The 16,064-nt window shown below is 68.4% G+C and carries 15 protein-coding genes and 1 pseudogene; 5 read left to right on the forward strand and 11 right to left on the reverse strand.

Features of this window, described 5'->3' with window-relative positions:
• Positions 1-252 precede the first annotated feature (252 nt).
• From ACH9EU_RS08230 to ACH9EU_RS08240, 3 genes are read left to right on the forward strand one after another with little or no spacing between them, the layout of a single operon-like run.
• Complete coding sequence (locus ACH9EU_RS08230; protein ID WP_396413034.1) at positions 253-1,365, forward strand: tyrosine-type recombinase/integrase; 1,113 nt, start codon at positions 253-255, stop codon at positions 1,363-1,365.
• A complete protein-coding gene (locus ACH9EU_RS08235) occupies positions 1,362-1,703 on the forward strand; it encodes a helix-turn-helix domain-containing protein (RefSeq protein ID WP_396413035.1) in 342 nt (113 codons plus the stop codon). Before ACH9EU_RS08230 ends, ACH9EU_RS08235 begins: the two co-directional genes overlap by 4 nt.
• Positions 1,696-3,252 carry a hypothetical protein gene (locus ACH9EU_RS08240; protein WP_396413036.1) on the forward strand — a complete coding sequence of 519 codons (1,557 nt, stop codon included), beginning with the start codon at positions 1,696-1,698 and terminating at the stop codon, positions 3,250-3,252. The genes ACH9EU_RS08235 and ACH9EU_RS08240 overlap by 8 nt, the downstream gene beginning before the upstream one ends.
• Before the next feature lie 323 nt (positions 3,253-3,575).
• On the opposite strand, the gene ACH9EU_RS08245 is transcribed toward ACH9EU_RS08240, so the two are convergent.
• The 9 genes from ACH9EU_RS08245 to ACH9EU_RS08285 all read right to left on the reverse strand — a co-directional run bounded on the left by ACH9EU_RS08245 (position 3,576) and on the right by ACH9EU_RS08285 (position 11,742).
• Complete coding sequence (locus ACH9EU_RS08245; protein WP_396413037.1) at positions 3,576-4,058, reverse strand: hypothetical protein; 483 nt, start codon at positions 4,056-4,058, stop codon at positions 3,576-3,578.
• 465 nt (positions 4,059-4,523) lie between these two features.
• Positions 4,524-5,192 carry a thymidylate kinase gene (locus ACH9EU_RS08250; RefSeq protein WP_396413457.1) on the reverse strand — a complete coding sequence of 223 codons (669 nt, stop codon included), beginning with the start codon at positions 5,190-5,192 and terminating at the stop codon, positions 4,524-4,526.
• A 246-nt stretch (positions 5,193-5,438) separates the two neighbouring features.
• Positions 5,439-5,645 carry a transcription antiterminator/RNA stability regulator CspE gene (gene cspE / locus ACH9EU_RS08255; RefSeq protein ID WP_396413458.1) on the reverse strand — a complete coding sequence of 69 codons (207 nt, stop codon included), beginning with the start codon at positions 5,643-5,645 and terminating at the stop codon, positions 5,439-5,441.
• 543 nt (positions 5,646-6,188) lie between these two features.
• A complete protein-coding gene (locus ACH9EU_RS08260) occupies positions 6,189-7,721 on the reverse strand; it encodes a DUF4389 domain-containing protein (RefSeq protein ID WP_396413459.1) in 1,533 nt (510 codons plus the stop codon).
• A gap of 125 nt (positions 7,722-7,846) precedes the next feature.
• Complete coding sequence (locus tag ACH9EU_RS08265; protein ID WP_396413460.1) at positions 7,847-8,362, reverse strand: flavodoxin family protein; 516 nt, start codon at positions 8,360-8,362, stop codon at positions 7,847-7,849.
• Positions 8,363-8,774: 412 nt separating this feature from the next.
• On the reverse strand, positions 8,775-9,224 hold the full coding sequence (locus tag ACH9EU_RS08270) for a hypothetical protein (RefSeq protein WP_396413461.1): 450 nt from the start codon (positions 9,222-9,224) through the stop codon (positions 8,775-8,777).
• A 104-nt stretch (positions 9,225-9,328) separates the two neighbouring features.
• Positions 9,329-10,072 (reverse strand): DUF4386 domain-containing protein, encoded by a 744-nt coding sequence (locus ACH9EU_RS08275; protein WP_396413462.1) that lies wholly within the window; start codon positions 10,070-10,072, stop codon positions 9,329-9,331.
• 196 nt (positions 10,073-10,268) lie between these two features.
• Positions 10,269-10,988 carry a DUF4386 domain-containing protein gene (locus ACH9EU_RS08280; protein ID WP_396413463.1) on the reverse strand — a complete coding sequence of 240 codons (720 nt, stop codon included), beginning with the start codon at positions 10,986-10,988 and terminating at the stop codon, positions 10,269-10,271.
• A 43-nt stretch (positions 10,989-11,031) separates the two neighbouring features.
• Positions 11,032-11,742 carry a DUF4386 domain-containing protein gene (locus tag ACH9EU_RS08285; RefSeq protein WP_396413464.1) on the reverse strand — a complete coding sequence of 237 codons (711 nt, stop codon included), beginning with the start codon at positions 11,740-11,742 and terminating at the stop codon, positions 11,032-11,034.
• Between the two features lie 725 nt (positions 11,743-12,467).
• On the opposite strand from ACH9EU_RS08285, the gene ACH9EU_RS08290 reads away from it, so the two are divergent.
• The gene (locus ACH9EU_RS08290; RefSeq protein WP_396413467.1) at positions 12,468-13,232 is read left to right on the forward strand and encodes a DUF4386 domain-containing protein; all 765 of its coding nucleotides are present in this window, start codon (positions 12,468-12,470) and stop codon (positions 13,230-13,232) included.
• Entirely contained in the window at positions 13,229-14,263 is a 1,035-nt protein-coding gene (locus tag ACH9EU_RS08295) for a zinc-binding dehydrogenase (protein ID WP_396413465.1), read from the forward strand. The genes ACH9EU_RS08290 and ACH9EU_RS08295 overlap by 4 nt, the downstream gene beginning before the upstream one ends.
• 419 nt (positions 14,264-14,682) lie before the next feature.
• Here the strand turns inward: ACH9EU_RS08295 and ACH9EU_RS08300 are convergent, their stop codons facing one another.
• Positions 14,683-14,898, reverse strand: coding sequence for a hypothetical protein (locus tag ACH9EU_RS08300; RefSeq protein ID WP_396413466.1), 216 nt, complete (start codon positions 14,896-14,898; stop codon positions 14,683-14,685).
• A pseudogene (locus ACH9EU_RS08305) lies at positions 14,874-15,398 on the reverse strand (transposase); the annotation flags it as partial. The gene ACH9EU_RS08300 and the pseudogene ACH9EU_RS08305, both read right to left, overlap by 25 nt.
• Positions 15,399-16,064 lie beyond the last annotated feature (666 nt).

Below are 16,064 nucleotides of genomic sequence, written 5' to 3' on the forward strand. Positions count from 1 at the left end.
GAACCGACTCCATCTGCGCGCTCTGCACATCGTGAAGTTTTGGGTAACGGTGCTGGTGCTCCCCCGACTGGCTTCTGACCTGGACCGATTCCCCTGGCGCACCGTCAGCACGGGTGTGGCACCTGGCGCGGACAGGAGCTCCGCAGACCAGGTCGATCCGGCTTCTGACCTGCACGTCCTCGGGCGGTTATTGCGTTGCACGCAATTTGTGTGCGATTATCGCAATCACGATTCGAACTCTGAGGACGCTCCATGGGCCACGACGGCGAGAACGTGCTCTTCGCTCCCTTCGGTGGGCAGGCCCCCGATCCGGAGGTCTTCCTGGCCAGCGTCCTGGACGGATGGGGTGCTCAGCAGCGGGCGAAGGACTTCTCGCCGGCCACGATCCGGACCCGGCGTGCTGTCGTGATGAGCCTGATCGACTTCTCGGGGCGCTACCCGTGGGAATGGACGCTGGCGGACGCGGACGACTTCTTCTCCCACGCCCGTGCGGTGCGCAACCTCTCCCACGGGACGGTGCGCTCCTACCAGGGGGCGATCAAGCTGTTCTGCGACTACGCCTGCGATCCGCACTACGACTGGTGCGAGCAGAGCGCGAGGTCGTTCGGGCAGGTCTTCGGCCAGGTCGTGACCGAGCTCAATCGCCTCACCCACGCCCAGCCCACCGAGGCGCGCCCGGCCAAACGGCCTTTCACCCAGGCCGAGCTGCAGGCGTTATTCGACCTGGCCGATCTGGAGGTCGAACGGATCCTGGACTCCGGCCGCAAGGGCGCGGTGGCCGCCTGGCGGGACGCGATCGCGTTCAAGACGGCCTACAGCTGGGGCTTGCGCGCCAACGAGCTGCGGCACCTGCAGGTGGTGGACTTCTCGTCCAACAGCCGGGCGCCCTATCTGGGTGAGCACGGGGTGCTGCGCGTGCGCTGGGGCAAGCCCCACCGCGGCTCGGCGAAGAAGGTCCGTTCCGTGCTGACCGTCTGGCCGTGGTCGGCGCAGATGATCCAGGACTGGATCCGCAACGGGCTGCCCCGCTACGGGCGCCCAGTGAGCGATCTCTTCCCCACCAGCAGCGGGGCCATCGTCGGCGAGTCCCACCTGCTCGGGCGGCTGCGCGGCTTCGTCGACGAGCTGGGCTTCCCGCCCGGGCTCGACCTGCACTCCTTCCGCCGCTCCTACGCGACGCAGCTGATCACCGGGGCGGGCTTCGACGTCACCTTCGTCCAACTCCAGCTGGGCCACGAGCACGCCGCGACGACCTCGATCTACTCCCTGCCCTCCCCCGACTACCAGCGCCTGGCCTTGGAACGGGCCCACGACCGCACCATCCAGGCGGCCCTCGGGCTGCCCGCACCCAGGAGAGACCCATGAGCCGACGCGAGATCACCTACACCTGGCGGGTCCGCGAGGTCATGGCACGCCGGGGCGTGCACACCGCCAAGGACCTCGCCGAGCTGCTGCACGAGCGCGGCATCACCCTCACCGCCAACGCCGTCTGGCGCATCGTGACCCAGCAGCCCGAGCGGATCTCCTTCAAGGTCCTGGTCGCCCTCTGCGACGCCCTCGAGGTCACGCCCAACGACCTGATCACCTACACGGCCACCGACGCCAAAACCGTCCGGCAACGCCGCACGGCCACCGGCGAGAACCTCCCCGACCTGCGCGACTACCGCCCCGTGCGCGCCCGGATCATCGACGACGATGACTGACCCTGGGCGCCCGGCCACCGGCGGGAACGGATCCGTCCGCCCACCCACACTCACCGACCTCGCCCCCCGGAAGAAGCGCGGCCGACCCCGCTCGGCCGGTCAGCATGCCTGCGACCGTTGCCACCAGCAGGTCGCCAAGATCCGCGTCCACTGGCCCGACGGAGCCGTCTGCGGGGCCTGCTTCACCGAGGCCACCCACACCTACGGCACCTGCCCGCACTGCCGGGAACACCGCATGCTCCCCGGCCGCTCCCCCGGCCGAGAGCCCCTCTGCCGTGACTGCGCCGGCATCACCACCGCCCTGACCTGCACCGGCTGCCACCGCGAAGCCGAGAGATTCCGCGCCGGCCTCTGCATCCGTTGCGCCCTCACCGACGACCTCACCGCCGTGCTCAACCCCGGCGACGACCTCCGCCTGCACCGGCTCATCAAAGTGTTCGCCGGAACCCAGCGCCCCGAGAGCGTCTACACCTACATGCGCCCGGGCACCCGGGCCAGGGCACTGCTGGAAGCCATCGGCGCCCGCAAACTGGCGCTCACCCACGAAGCTTTCGACCGTCTACCCCGCTCGACCGCGGTCGAACACCTGCGCGCGCTGGTCGTCCACCACCGCATGATGCCCGCCCGCGGCAACGAGACCCTCGCACGCTTCGAACACTGGCTCGCGACCAGGATCACAGAGCTCCCCGAGGACGGCACGGCCGACCTCATCGAACGCTTCGCCACCTGGCACCACCTCGAGCGCATCCGCGCCCAGGCAACCAATCCGGACGCCGACCTCGAGACCAGCACCCACGCGGCCAAGCAGGAGATCACCGAAGCCGGGAAGTTCCTCATCTGGCTCCAAGAACACCACCACACCCTCGCGGAGGAACTCCAGCAGCTCCACATCGACGACTACCTCAGTCACGACCCCAGCACCCGCAAGCAGATCCGCACCTTCGTCCGCTGGCTCAACCACCAGCAGGGCCGCCGCACCGGGGTAATCGACGTGGCCTTCCGCAATGCCCAGAGCACGCCCATGATCACCCACACCGAGCGTCTCGAGCTCGTCCGGAACTGCCTTGAACACCGCCACGTCACCGGCTCGACCCGCCTGGCCGGGCTGATCCTTCTGCTGTGGGCCCACCCGCTGAACAAGATCGTCATGCTCCGCCGGGAACACCTCACGGTGACCCCGCAAGGCATGCTCCTCACCCTCGGCGCCACCCCGACCGCCATCCCCGAGGCACTGACCGCCATGCTCTGGCAGCACCTGCAGAACCCCGGGAACCAGAACACCGCCAACACCGGCACCCCGTGGCTGTTCCCCGGCACCCGGGCCGGCCAGCACCTGCACCCGGCCACACTTTCGCGCAGGCTCAAAGTCCTCGGCATCGACGCCCAACGGGCCCGCAACGCCACACTCCGCGACCTCACCCATGAAGTCGACGCACGCACCCTCATCGACACCCTCGGCTACAGCCCCGGCATCATCGCCCGCCACGCCGCCCTATCCGCCACGCCCATGTCCGACTACATCGACATGAAGCGCCAACGGCCCCGGTGACACGAACTCCTGACATCCCATGACCGTGGTTGAGGCACTGGCCCCGTGCCCACATGGGCACGGGGAAAGATCCAGGGAGTGTGGGCAAAATGTGGGCACCACCGCGCCGCCATGACGGCACACGCCCCGTCCAGGTGACATACCGGCCACGACTGTACCGCTACACCTTCAACCCGCCCTCGGTGCGCCTGGTCCCCGGGCCCTGCTCCCCTCAGCCGGCCCCGAGGCATTCTCGATTGGCACACCCCGGCCGAGGTCTTCGAAGAACAGCTACGCTCAAATCAACAGCACACTGTGGCGACGACCGGCTGAATACGGCTGCCTCAGTAGCAGACGACGTCGGTACGGAAGTTGCGCTCCTGGCCGTCCACCACGACGAATGTCTGCGTCGACTCGCAGGTCTCCCCGGTGGCGTCGCTGGTCGTCCTGGCGGTGTCGACACGGGTCACCTGATCGTCGAAATCCCACGGACTGGTGTACTCCTCGTAAACGGTGAAGGAGTTGTAGGAACTCTCTACCGTGTAATGGGTCCCCTCCCAGGTGTACCCCTCGGAGACAACAGTGCCCTTGTCCCGGTTCAGCTGCCGCCCGTTGGGCAGTACCACCTGCAACTGTCGGCCCTCCATCGTGGTGCAGATCTCATTGCCTAGGAAGTCGTCGTAGCAAATGTCAGTCTGGTACGCCTGGGACCCTTCGGTGACGGCGCCTGCGGCATGCGCCGGCACGGAGCCGGCCAGTGTCAGAGCGCCGACACCCAAAGCCGCGCCCATCAGTCCTTTAGTACGTTCGCGCATGTCTACCCCCATCAATCGGGCACCGGGCAACTCGCCGTGAAACGCCCAGTAACCTTCGGATTTGCATACACAACCAGGCTGGGTGCGGCCGGTCCCGGAGTGCAACGTGCATACCCCAAGTGAAGTCGAACCGTTCCCCAATTGAAGTGGCATCGTTATAAGGCTTACGCGTCGTCGGACCGGAGGCGGTTGCGCCGGTCAGCTCGACCGCCCGGCAGAGGTGCGTGGCGCCCAGCCAGTCTGTGGCTGCCGTGACCTGCGATCACTGAAGAACCGGATAACGCATTTCCCCATCAAAGCCGTCATGTTGGCGGAACGCGCGAATACGCCAGCTTGGACGACTCCCCGTCACCCTGAGCAAGGGAGCGCAGCGCACGACCATCGGGGTGATGAGGACAGGCATTGTCTGCGGTCCTCACCGCCGGCCGAGCACGGGTCGTCCCATGCTCCCGGGGCGACCGTGGTTCGGCCGATCGGTCAGAGGTCGACGACCTCGGCGATCCGGGCGACCAGCACGTCGGTCGTTGCGGTCGCGTCCACCACACTCCAGCCCCCGGTCCGGGCGAGCTCCAGGTAGGCGGTGCGGGCGGTCTGCAGGTAGTCCAGTGGCTCGTGGTCCTCTCCGCGGCGCAGGATCCGTTGTTGCGCGATTTGGGCCGGGACGTCGAGAACGACCACCGCGTACGGGCGGATCGACCGGGCCGCCAGCCACGGCAGCACGCGGCCCGGCGGCAGGCCGCGGCCCTGGCGCAGCACCAGTTGGCACACCAGGTGACGGTCGATGACCACCAGGCCCGTCCGGTGGCCGGCCCGCGCCTGGGACACCACGACGTTGGCGGTACGCACCACAGTCTCGAACCGGTCCGCCCACCGCACGGGTAGCTCCAGCCCGCAGCGTGTCGAGACGCGTGCCAACCAGCGGCGACCGGACCGGTTGCGCAGCACGATTGCCGGCCGCCCCGCCTTCCGACCCGCCGCCGCCAGCGCTTCCGCCGTGGTCGTCTTGCCGGCCCCGTCGATGCCCAGCAGCACCAGGCTTCTCCGGGTATCTCGAGAGCGGAACCCGTCGGGTCGCGGTCCCCGTCTGTCTGCCTGCGAACGACGCACCCGGCCCACTTCCTCGACTGCTCCTGACACTACTGACACTGCTGACCGCAGGATCCCACGCCTTCCGCACGCCGGTGAGCACTACTCGGCAGTGGCCCCGACACCAGGCCTCGAGGCGAGACTCCGCAGCCGGTGCTGCGGCGGCGCAGAAGGATGGGTGCTGCAACCCGAGATCCGGGCCCGGAACGAGAGATCGCCACCCGGCCGGAGCCGGGTGGCGATCTCAGGTCGACGTCAGGCCGCAGGGCCCGGCGCCGGGGATCTCACGAGGAGATCAAGGCGTTCTCACGCAAGCACGGTGATGTTCGTGGCCTGGGGGCCCTTGGGGCCGTCCTGGGTCTCGAACTCGACGCGCTGGTCCTCCTCGAGGGAGCGGAAGCCGCCGGAGTTGATCGCGGAGAAGTGCGCGAACACGTCCTTGGAGCCGTCCTCGGGGGTGATGAAGCCGAAGCCCTTGTCGGCGTTGAACCACTTCACGGTGCCAGTAGTCATGGGGAACCTGTCTTTCTGGGAAACGGAGCGTCCCCGGCGATCGGGGTGCTCGGGCGTTGCGATGCCTGCCAAAACGTCTTCTCAGAAAAACTGCTGCGCCCGGTTCCGGGCGAACTGCTTGAACTGCAAGAACGAAACTTCAACAACTGAGTTCTACTGTACGCGGGCCGGTCCGAATGCGCAGTGACGGGCGACACCTGCAGTCACGGCGGTGAACAAGAGCCGACGACGGCGCCCGGAGCACCACGGGCCTGTCCTGGCACCCACCGAGCGTCCTGGCTGCAATGCGGTCCACACCAAACACGGCCGATGCCGTCCCCACGGCGGGAACCATCTCGACGGCTTCGCCTGAAGTGCCGGCCGCTAATCGGGCCATATGTAAAGTCTCAGGGTTTTGCTGATGTCATCCCTTCATCTGGTCTCAGGCGTCGCGCGGTCCGGAACCCTCGTCTGCACAGGGTGCGGGTGAACTCGGAGCCCACCACCGTGGACAGGGTGTGCTGTGCCAGCAACCACGTCCTGTGGACACGGCACCGGGACAGATCATTCCCGCGGCGCCTCGCTGGGTGTCATCCCGCCCTGCTCCCACGGCCCCGACCGAGCAGTGGCCCGTTCCGGCGGATCGACCGGTCCTTGGTCGAGCCGGAAGGGCGGGTACTCATCGCGCAGCAGCAGCACGTAGGCGCTCACCCGGTAGATCCACCGGTTCAGTCCCACGATCAGGGCGAACAGCTCGTGGCGGTAGCGGCCGGTGAACAGCAGGATCACCGCGGCGATGAGCACCAGCAGCCCCAGCAGCGAGGGGCCCCAACTGGTGGTGGTCGCCCGGCCGCTGTCGTCCCACTCGCTGCCCCAGGTGCCGGTACCGCCGGTGAGGACCCCGACGATGAGCAGGTGCGGGATCGCCAGGAGCCACCATTTGACCAGCACCAGCCCGCGGGACAGCCGTGCCGGGTAAGCCACGTCGACGTCGGCCGGGTACTCGGCGGTGGCCAGGGTGAAGGGTGGGTAGCGGTCGGTGCCCAGGGCGGAGTAGGCGTAGAAACCCACCCGCCAGGACCAGCGCAGCACCCCGACGTTGAAGACGAACCAGGACCGGGGGTAGCGGCCGGTGAAGAGGATGGCGAGCCCGGCGGCGATCGTGGTCACCACCAGGGCGACCCACAACAGGGCCAGGACGATGTAGTGCGGGATGGCCAGCAGCCATTTGACCAGCCACAGCCCCCGCGACAGCCGTTGGTCCAGGAACCCGCTCACCTGCACCGGATAGCCGGACGGTGCTGCGCCGTTTTGCCCGGGGTTGTGGGCCAGGGCCGCCCCGGGTCCGTGGCTCTTGTGGGTGCGATCCGGGTCGATGTCGCGGCCCAGTCCCCTGGTCCCGAGCAGCAGCAGCGGGATCCCCAGCACCAGCCCGATCAGCCCGCCGATCAACAGCCCGGAGCCGATCGGGCCGAGCAGCTCGCTGCGGGCTCCGGGCTGCAGGTCCACCCACACGGGGCGGGAGGCGTCGGCGTTCATCACCACCAGTGACCACTGGCCCGGCTGCAGGTCGAAGGTGATCTCCTGGGTGCCGGTACCGGAGGCCGACGCGGCCCAGAAGTCCTGAGCGGTCGGCTCCGGCAGGACCCGGGTGCCCGAGGTGGTGCGCTGATCATCGTCGTCGTCGTCGTCGGACCAGGGCTGGGAACCGGATCGATCACCGGCCGCGCCCCAGGAGACGTCCCCGAGAGAGGTCTGGGGCACGTCCTGCAGATAGGCCGAGACGTCGGCGGCCTCGGCGATACCGATGAAGATCTCCTGATCCGGGACCACCGGGGTGGCACGCACCTGCACACTGGCCAGGTCCCCGACCACAGGGACCCTGGGCATCCCGGCCTCGCCCGGATCGATGACCACCGAGGGGGTGGTCAGGGCGTAGCCAGTGCTCTGGTGCCGCTGCATTTCGCCAGTGAGGTAGCGGCCCTCACGCTGAGCCGCATCGGCACCGACCAGCACCGCCCCGCCGATGGTCGCGCCCAGCCCCAGCACGGTCAGCAGGGCGCCCAGGACCAGCAGGACCCAGTGCCCAGCTCTCATGTGAGGGGGAGGGCCGGAATGGGAGGGCGGGGCGTTCCTCGGGGCAGGCGCGGCGGCGGTCATGGTGATCCCTTCGGTGTGCGGGTCGGTGCCGTACCGGCCGTGATCGATGTCGGCGTGCCGGGTCAGATCGTGGTGGCCAGCCCGGCCCCCCACTGGTGGGCGCGGGCTTCTTCCTCGGGCAGCAACTGGTTGGTGGAGGTGACGAGGAAGCTCTCGGGCTCGGTCACCAACTCGAAGCCGTGGCGGCGCAGGGTTTTGGCGATCGCCTGACTCGCCCGGCCGGTGAGCACGGCCGGGCCTTTGGCGCGGGTGTCGAAGGCGGCTGCTCGACCGCCGTGGGTGTCCAGTGTTCCCAGCCATTCCCGCACGCTCTCACCCTGGGCTGAGGGGTCGACCTCGAGTCCGTGGGCTGGAGCGTCGTGGACGGCTGCTTCCCGGGTGGAGGTCCGGCTGAGCCCATGCACATGGGTGGGGGCGCCTACCACGAGCACGTCCTCCGGGCTGAGACCGCGCTCTCGTACCGCGTCGACGGAGATGACCTCTACCGGGGCTCCCGCTTCCGTGAGGCCTCGGCCGATGGCTTCGGCGATCCGGTGGGTGTTGCCGTACATGGATTCATAGACCACCACCACGGTCATCGTGGCCCTCCTTCCACTCTGGTCCCAGGATCTCGGCCCGGGGCTCCCCCACCAAGGAACACTGGATTTATGACTGGACGTCAGAGGTCATGACGTCACTGGCACGGGCCAGGACGGGTGGGGCCGGGGTTGCCGATCAAGTAGGGACGGTGGGTCACACGGTGGAAGCCCGCACTGGACGCCCTCACCGCCGCCGATCTCATGCCCGCGGCGGAAGACCACTGAGAATGAGAACACCGCTGTCACCGTTAGAGCGACAGTCCCCGCCTCGATGAGTTCGAGGCCGCTGCGGATCTGGGTGTCGGTGACGGTAAGGCGCCACCCGCCTGGATCCAGGTGGGGGTGGAAGGTGGCCCTGACATGTCTTCGGTGACCGTGTTGATCGGATTTCTTCAGTGGTCCCGAAGGCCGGTCATCGCCATCTGTCCCCCGGTGCGGTGGCGTAGTGGTCCCAGACGTAGCGCCAGGGGATCACAACCAGGATGAGGACGACGAACGAACAACTGAACACGAGCTCGACTGTGGCGGCGTCCATGTCCCCGGCCAGCATCCTCGGCAGGGCGACGACACCGAGCCAGAGCAGCTTCCAGGCCACCTCGAACAGCAGGATCGGCAGCAGCTTGACCGGATACCGCAACCCCAACAATGCCAGCAGCGACATCGCGGTGAGCATGCACACGACCACGCTGTCCATCAGCGGCCAGGGATCAGGGTGGGTGATGAGGTCGGGCCACCTGACGATGGCCAGGCCGATGCCCATCAGGGCGTATCCGGCCCGCATCAGGTGCAGGCGGTAGAGCGGCAGCTCCGTCTCGGGGCCGGGGCCCTCGGGGCGGGCGCGCTGAGGGGTGGTGGTGGCCATAACCGTGTCCTTCGTTCGGGGTGGCCGTGGCGGATGCCGCGGGATGGATGTGGTCGAGATCGTGCCGGTGGCCGGTCCCGTCCTTGGCGCAGGCCCGGGAGTGGTCAAGACCGGTCGTCGCGGTCAGGGGCCGGGGTGATGGTGGTGGCCGGTTCGGCGGTGAAGGGGGAGGGCTTGAAACCTTTGACGACCAGCCACACGCCCAGGGAGAACTCCCACAGTGCGATTGGCAGCGCCGCCAGTGCCGCCAGGGCGGACACCTGGCCCCACAGGTCGAAGGTGGTGGCCACGGCCGAGGCGATCAGCAGCGGAGCGCCGATGAAGCCGATCACCGGCAGGATCCGCGGCACCAGCCGCGCCCGGTAGAGCAGGGGCCCCAGCAGCAGGGCGTTGACGGCCGGGAGGAAGCCCTGGCCGGTGAGGAACATCCAGTCGCGCAGGATGACTAGCGTCTGGGCGCTCACCACAGCGTCGACCCCGGTGCCGGCCTGCCGCAGGCTCACGACCGTCAGCAGGCAGGCGACGCTGGCGAAGATGGTGGCCGCTTCCAGGGTCCGTGCGGCGATGAAGCCCAGGGAGAGGGTCTCGTTGACCCGTTTGAGCACCGGGTGCAGCACGATGGCGGTGCCGATGCAGGCCAGGGCCACGATGATCTCCAGGCCCGCCCCGAGCAGGACGGGGGTGTCCGGTCCGGGGCCCAGCACGTAGCCCGGGTCGTGGACCGGCCCGTAAAGGGCCAGGGTGGGGATCGAGACGAAGGTCAGCAGGTAGAGCGCCCCGGCGATCAGCGCGGTCTTGCGCGCAGGGTCCATCGGGGCCCGTGTGGTGGTGCGGTCGGTGACGGCCATGTCGTTCTCCTAGTGTGGAGGTCAAGTACCTGGGACCGGTGGGCACGTCTGCAGGTGCGATGGTGGGGCCGCGGTGCTGGTCGTGATGGCTCTGGACCATCCAGACGGACGAGTGAACGGGTGGGTGCGGTCACCGCCTCGCGAGATCCGGGATTGCTCACGGGTGGTCGCCCCGCACTCGGGCCGGCAGCCCCGGCTACGGTTGCGCGGTCGCGGGCTGAGGGCCGGCCGGTGCCGTGTCGAGCCGGGCCAGGGCCGAGGGCCGGAAGCCCTTGATGATCAGGTAGAAGGCCAGGGCGAGCTCGAAGGCGAACGCGGGCATGGCGGTCATGGTGGCCCAGGAGGAGTACTGTTCGATGGCTCCGAACAGCTGGGTAGCGGCCACCACGAAGACCATGGGTCTCCCGATCAGTCCCAGCACGGGGATGAACCGGGGCACGAGTCCGGAGCGGTACAGCAGCCAGGCCAGCAGCACCGTGTTCGTGCCCAGGACCAGGCCGGGGCCGAGCAGGAACGTTGCGTTGTGCAGGGCCACCAGGGCGCTGCCGAGCTTGGTCGCCTCGGCACCGGATATTCCTGTTAGGCCAGTCCGTAGCGTCACCACGGCCAGGAGGGCGACGACCCCGGCTGCGATGACGGCGGCTTCCAGGGTGCGCAGGCCCACATAGCCCAGGGCCACTCCTTCGTTCTGACGTCGCACGACCGGGTAGATCGCCACGGCGGTCCCCACGACGGACAGCGCCAGGAGCACATCGAGGAGGGCGGCCAGCAGGATCGGGGTGACCGGGCCCGTGCCGAGGAGGAAATTCGGGTCGTTGAGCACCGGGTCACGCAGCAGCAGCGCCGGGACCGAGGTGATGTGGGAGATGAGGAACAGGACGCCGGTGGCCACGGCCGTCCTTCGGGCGGAAATCATGGCGGCTCCTTCACGGACGAAGCGTCGCTTCTGCAGTGGGTGATCAGACCGCGGCAGGAAGCGGGCCGGCCGGTTTGGGAGTCCTCACGCCCCGGATCAGCAGGTAGAAGACCATCCAGACCTCCCCGACGACCGCCGGCAGCACGATGATCCCGGAGATGACTTCTCCGATCGTGGGCGCGAGGAACAGAGCCAGGAGGTCGATGAGGTAGCCGGCGCAGGCGATCATCAACACGACCCCCAGCGCCCGGGGGAACATGCCCGAGGTGTAGGCGAGGTAGCCCATGGGCAGCAGCCACAGACCGAAGAAGACCTGGGCGATGAGGAACCCGTGGGCGTAGGTGTCCACGAGCAGCCCCACCAGCGCACCGGCCCCCTCGGCTCCCAGGGCCGAGGCGTAGGAAGCATCGGTGGCGACCAGGTAGGCGGCGAAGTAGAACACCAGGTTCAGGCACTGGAGGGCCACACCGATGGCGGCGAAGACCAGCAGCGCCCGGGCCACGGTCTTGTTCACGTGCTCGAACAGCTTGTAGAAGCCCATCGCCACGAACACGAGGAACGTGGCCTGTCCCAGGTCGGCCAGGAAACCCAACCGGAACAGCACGGGGTGCTGGGCGATCCGCCCGGCCGTGGCCTGGCCGTCCCCGGGCACCAGGACGACGGACTGGACGTAGATGATGGCGAAGACGGCCAGCAGAGCGACGGCGAGGTAGCAGGCGCCGGTGATTCGGGCCAGGCGCTGGGGTGAATCCATGGTCTTTCCTTCATCGGAGTGCGGAAAGCAGGAAGGTCGAGCGGAGCCTGCCTGGGTGCGCCTCCCCTGGCGCCACGCCCGCCCGGTCGGCCCGGCACGGCGGTCGGCGGCAGGGGTGGAACGGACAGCGCTCCATCCGCCCAGGCTCCCACGCAGCACACCCCGGCCGATGCCCATGGAGGGACAACAGGTACCTGAATGCAACGTGTGACGCGCACAAGTCAGCCGGCGCACTCAGGCAGCCTCCGCCGCAGTCCTTCTGAGGCGGAATAGCACCGCGGCCATCACCTCACCGGTGATCAGAACGCGATCCGCAGCCAGGCGCGCCCCGGGTGTTTCGAGGACTCGCATCGATCGGGCTATCACGCTTAATAAAGAGCCCCTCCCGGTGCGGGACCGGCCATCAGGCGGATCATGGGGATTCAGAGCGAGCCGATCGCTCCGACAGATGACATCCGCCGGCTGCCCCGGCGACGCGGTGGAGGAAGCACCAGCAGAGCCGGAACCGTCCCCGCCGCACACGGTCATCCTGACCTGCACGCCCGCGGTCGGACGGCCCCGAGCGCCATGGTCGGTGAGTTCTACCGAGGGCTCCCGCAGCGAGGGGTCACCGTGGTGTGGATCTGTGACGTGTACCCGCTGACCACGACGTTGAAGCCTCCGAGAAAGCGGCCCGGCCATGACCGACCCCAGGACCTCCGCCAGCCTTCCGAGTCACCGGAGGACTGTTCGTCCTCGGCGCCCTCGCCTTCGCCACCGCGGCCACGGTGCTGTCGGGCGCCTTCGACTGGCCCGACATCCTGCGGGAACCGCCCGGGGTGGTCCTGCCGGTCTTCACGGCCGGGCGCCCGGGCCTGGTGTGGGTCTGGTTCGCCACCGCCTGGACCTACGGGATCCTGTTCGTGCCGATCCTGCTGCTGCCAGCCATCCTGGGACGGCAGCAGGATCCGGTGTTGCGGGCGGCCACCTGGCTCGGGGCGGCCTCGGTGGTGCTGTCGGCGATCGGGTTCCTGCGCTGGGTGTTCGTGGTCCCGCCCCTGGCCGCCACCTACGCCACCGGGGATCCTGCCACCCGGGTCGCGGTGGAGGTCGCCTGGACGGCCCAGCACCAGTTCGGCGGGGCCCTGCTGGGTGAGCACCTGGGCCAGGTGCTCGCCCTGGGCTGGTCGATCACGCTCAGCGCTCTCATCCTGTACCGCCGCATCCTGCCGCGCCGGCTCGGGGCCGCCGGGCTGGTGGTCAGCGTGATCTACCTGCTCAACCAGGGCGAGGTCCTGGCCACCGCCGTCCCCGGCTTCCCCGTCTGGGAACCGGCCGGGCTGCTCGGCAGCACCGGCTGGGGCCTGTGGGTGGCCGCCCTCGGCGTGGTCCTGCTGGTGCGCTCCCCCGGCCACGGGGCACCCCGCCAGGGACGCCTGTCCACAGATCCGCTCCGGGGAATCCCTCCCGGGCACCGACCGGACACGGTCCGGGAAGGAACACCGTCATGACAGCTGAAGAACCCCACGCCCTGGAGGGCCAGGACCCGACCGGTCCCGCCCCGGAGAACACCATGCAGGCCGTGGTGCGTGACAGCTACGGTCCTGCCGAGGTCCTGCACCTGGCACGGGTCCCGGTGCCCGAGCCCGGCAAGAAGGAAGTGCTGCTACGGGTGCACGCGGCCGGTCTGGACCGGGGCACCTGGCACCTGATGACAGGCCGCCCCTACCTGCTGCGTCTGGGCTTCGGGCTGCGGGCACCGAGGAACCCGGTGGCCGGAATGGAAGTGGCCGGCACGGTCGTGGCCCTCGGCGGCACCGTCACCGGGATCTCCATCGGGCAGGAGGTGTACGGGGTCGCCCGCGGCTCCTTCGCCCAGTACGCCGTGGCCCGGGCCAACCAGCTCGCCCCCGCCCCGGTGAACCTGACCGCCGAACAGGCCGCAGTGGTGCCGATCTCAGCAGCCACCGCCCAGCACGCCCTGTGCCAGGCCGGGCACCTTCAGGCAGGGCAGACGGTGTTGATCACCGGGGCCTCCGGCGGAGTCGGGTCCTACGCCGTGCAACTGGCCAAGGCCTTCGGGGCAGACGTCACCGCCGTGACCAGCACCGCCACCCTCGACCACGTCCGCTCCCTGGGCGCGGACCACGTCATCGACCGCACCCGGGAAGACTTCGCCGACGGCACCCATCACTACGACCTCATCCTGGACCTGGCCGGCAACCCGCCGCTGTCCCGGCTGCGCCGGGCACTCACCCCCACCGGGACAGCCGTGCTCGTCGGCGGGGAGGAGGGCCACCGCCTCACCGGGGGCATGGGCCGGACCCTGCGCGCCCTGGCCCTCTCACGGTTCGTGGGCCAGCGATTCACCAACTTCGTCTCCACCACCCGCACCGGAGACCTCCAACGGCTCACCGAGCTCATCGAGGCCGGCAAGGTCATCCCGCACCTCGACCGGACCTACCCACTGGAACAAGCTGCCGAGGCCATGGGCCATCTCGAGACGGGTGAGGTGCGAGGAAAGATCGCCATCACCGTCTGAGCACCCCGGTATCCGGGACACCCGTAGACCACCACCAAGGAGGCCCCCATGCCCCCCGCTGGAGTAGCCGTGATTCGGCATTCCCGGCCTTGGAACTGTTTGGCGAAGGCCAGTATGTTCTGCGTCGACCGCCCCAGACGGCCCTTGGCCTGCTCTGGCGTCGACCCTGCGTGTCAGGGTGAGTTGAGTCCAGTGGTTCACAGCAAGTCCGCCTGACGCAGGGCCCGCACAAGGTGGGCAGTCTCTACGGGGCACCGCGGCGTCCTTCCCACTCACATGATGTGCAGCGGTGTTGACGCAGGTGTCCCTGGAATCCGGGACGCCGATGGCTCGATAGATGAACCCCTACTCCACTGAGCAAGCTCGAAAGAGCACGGGATCGATTTCCTCGAAGCCAGTCCCGATCAGAAGCCGCACCTTCAGTCCAGGAATTCTGTGGCGGGGTTGATCTCTGCCAGAAAGCCTCGGATGGCGTCTTCCATGTCGGTTCGGCTCATCAAGCCGCCCGCGGAGGTGAAGCCGTAGCCGGCCGCGTGACTCAGCCACTCGAAGTCGTAGACCCCGGATGCGTCCGGGCGGGTAGTCACCCGGAAGTCCTGTCCGTCGACGGTCATCGTGATCGGGGTCGGTTCCATGGGCTTCTGCTCCTTGCTGTCCGCCAGCACCTGCTGGATCTTGCATAGAGCCGTCGCGCCCGCGGCCCTAGGTTGGGGCGTCTGGCTATCGGTGCTGGGTCCAGTCGGCGGGTCACCAACCCGATCATCGACCACTTGACCATGGCTTCGGCGTGGGCGGGGAGGCGTTCGTAGTCGCGGGCCAGGCGGCGGGTGCGCATCAGCCAGGACAAGGTGCGCTCCACGACCCAGCGGCGGGGAAGGACCTCGAAGACGGGCCGCTTGTCCGTCCTCTTGACGATCCGCACGGTGATGGACAGGTAGTACTGGGCGAAGGCCAGCAGCTTGCCGGCGTAGCCGCCGTCGGCCCACACCACCACAATGGAGGGCATCTCCATCCGTGCCCGGTTGAGCACCAGCCGCCCGCCAGCACGGTCCTGCAAGATGGCGGCGGTGACGAGGACGACGACCAGCAGCTCGAGGGTGTCGGTGACGATGTGGCGCTTGCGGCCGTTGATCTTCTTGCCCGCGTCTTAGCTGCGCGAGCCCCGACGATGTCGGCGCCCTTGACCGACTGGGAATCCACGATCCCGGCCGAGGCCATCGGGTCCCGTCCGGCGGCATCACGCACGGCGTCGCGCAGGGCGTCGTGGATCCGGTCGGTGAATCGCCATGATGGTGCTGACTGGGCGGGTCTGACCCACGACTCTTCTGACGTCGCTTGCGAAGTGCTTGTCCTGTCTGTGACGTGTCGGCCGATCCGGTCCACGCACCGGTCCAACCTGGCAGCTCAAGTTAGCTCATGGAAGGCACGTCCTGATCGGCGTTTTCGCATCCGGTGTAGGAACCAACACCACCCATCCGGGGAATATCTGATCCGGATCGGAAAGATGTCCGTACGGCTGACGTTCGCAACGGCTAGCGTAGAAAATATCAGGCCAACGGAGTGGATTGTCCAGGCGCATTCGTGCCAAATCCCAGAGGGTATCTCCACGTTCCACCATCACCTTCTCGTAACCGTCAGTGGTAGATCTGCCGTAATCACCTTCCTCGGTGGGCTGTGAACTCGGCCCGCCGGGGTCGGTCGTGCTGGGTGGGTCGGTCGTGCTGGGTGGGTCGGTCGTGCTGGGTGGGTCGGTCGTGCTGGGTGGGTCGGTCGTGCTGGGTGGGTCGGTCGTGCTGGGTGG

The organism is Kocuria rhizosphaerae (genome assembly GCF_044462265.1).
In the GTDB taxonomy this organism is placed as follows: Bacteria; Actinomycetota; Actinomycetes; order Actinomycetales; family Micrococcaceae; genus Kocuria; species Kocuria rhizosphaerae.

Bases quoted from the DNA above. Each gene is read 5' to 3' on its own strand.
- ACH9EU_RS08230 (WP_396413034.1), top strand. From the start codon at position 253: ATGGGCCACGACGGCGAGAACGTGCTCTTCGCTCCCTTCGGTGGGCAG.
- ACH9EU_RS08235 (WP_396413035.1), top strand. From the start codon at position 1,362: ATGAGCCGACGCGAGATCACCTACACCTGGCGGGTCCGCGAGGTCATG.
- ACH9EU_RS08240 (WP_396413036.1), top strand. From the start codon at position 1,696: ATGACTGACCCTGGGCGCCCGGCCACCGGCGGGAACGGATCCGTCCGC.
- ACH9EU_RS08245 (WP_396413037.1), bottom strand. From the start codon at position 4,058: ATGGGGGTAGACATGCGCGAACGTACTAAAGGACTGATGGGCGCGGCT.
- cspE (WP_396413458.1), bottom strand. From the start codon at position 5,645: ATGACTACTGGCACCGTGAAGTGGTTCAACGCCGACAAGGGCTTCGGC.
- ACH9EU_RS08260 (WP_396413459.1), bottom strand. From the start codon at position 7,721: ATGAGAGCTGGGCACTGGGTCCTGCTGGTCCTGGGCGCCCTGCTGACC.
- ACH9EU_RS08265 (WP_396413460.1), bottom strand. From the start codon at position 8,362: ATGACCGTGGTGGTGGTCTATGAATCCATGTACGGCAACACCCACCGG.
- ACH9EU_RS08270 (WP_396413461.1), bottom strand. From the start codon at position 9,224: ATGGCCACCACCACCCCTCAGCGCGCCCGCCCCGAGGGCCCCGGCCCC.
- ACH9EU_RS08275 (WP_396413462.1), bottom strand. From the start codon at position 10,072: ATGGCCGTCACCGACCGCACCACCACACGGGCCCCGATGGACCCTGCG.
- ACH9EU_RS08280 (WP_396413463.1), bottom strand. From the start codon at position 10,988: ATGATTTCCGCCCGAAGGACGGCCGTGGCCACCGGCGTCCTGTTCCTC.
- ACH9EU_RS08285 (WP_396413464.1), bottom strand. From the start codon at position 11,742: ATGGATTCACCCCAGCGCCTGGCCCGAATCACCGGCGCCTGCTACCTC.
- ACH9EU_RS08295 (WP_396413465.1), top strand. From the start codon at position 13,229: ATGACAGCTGAAGAACCCCACGCCCTGGAGGGCCAGGACCCGACCGGT.
- ACH9EU_RS08300 (WP_396413466.1), bottom strand. From the start codon at position 14,898: ATGGAACCGACCCCGATCACGATGACCGTCGACGGACAGGACTTCCGG.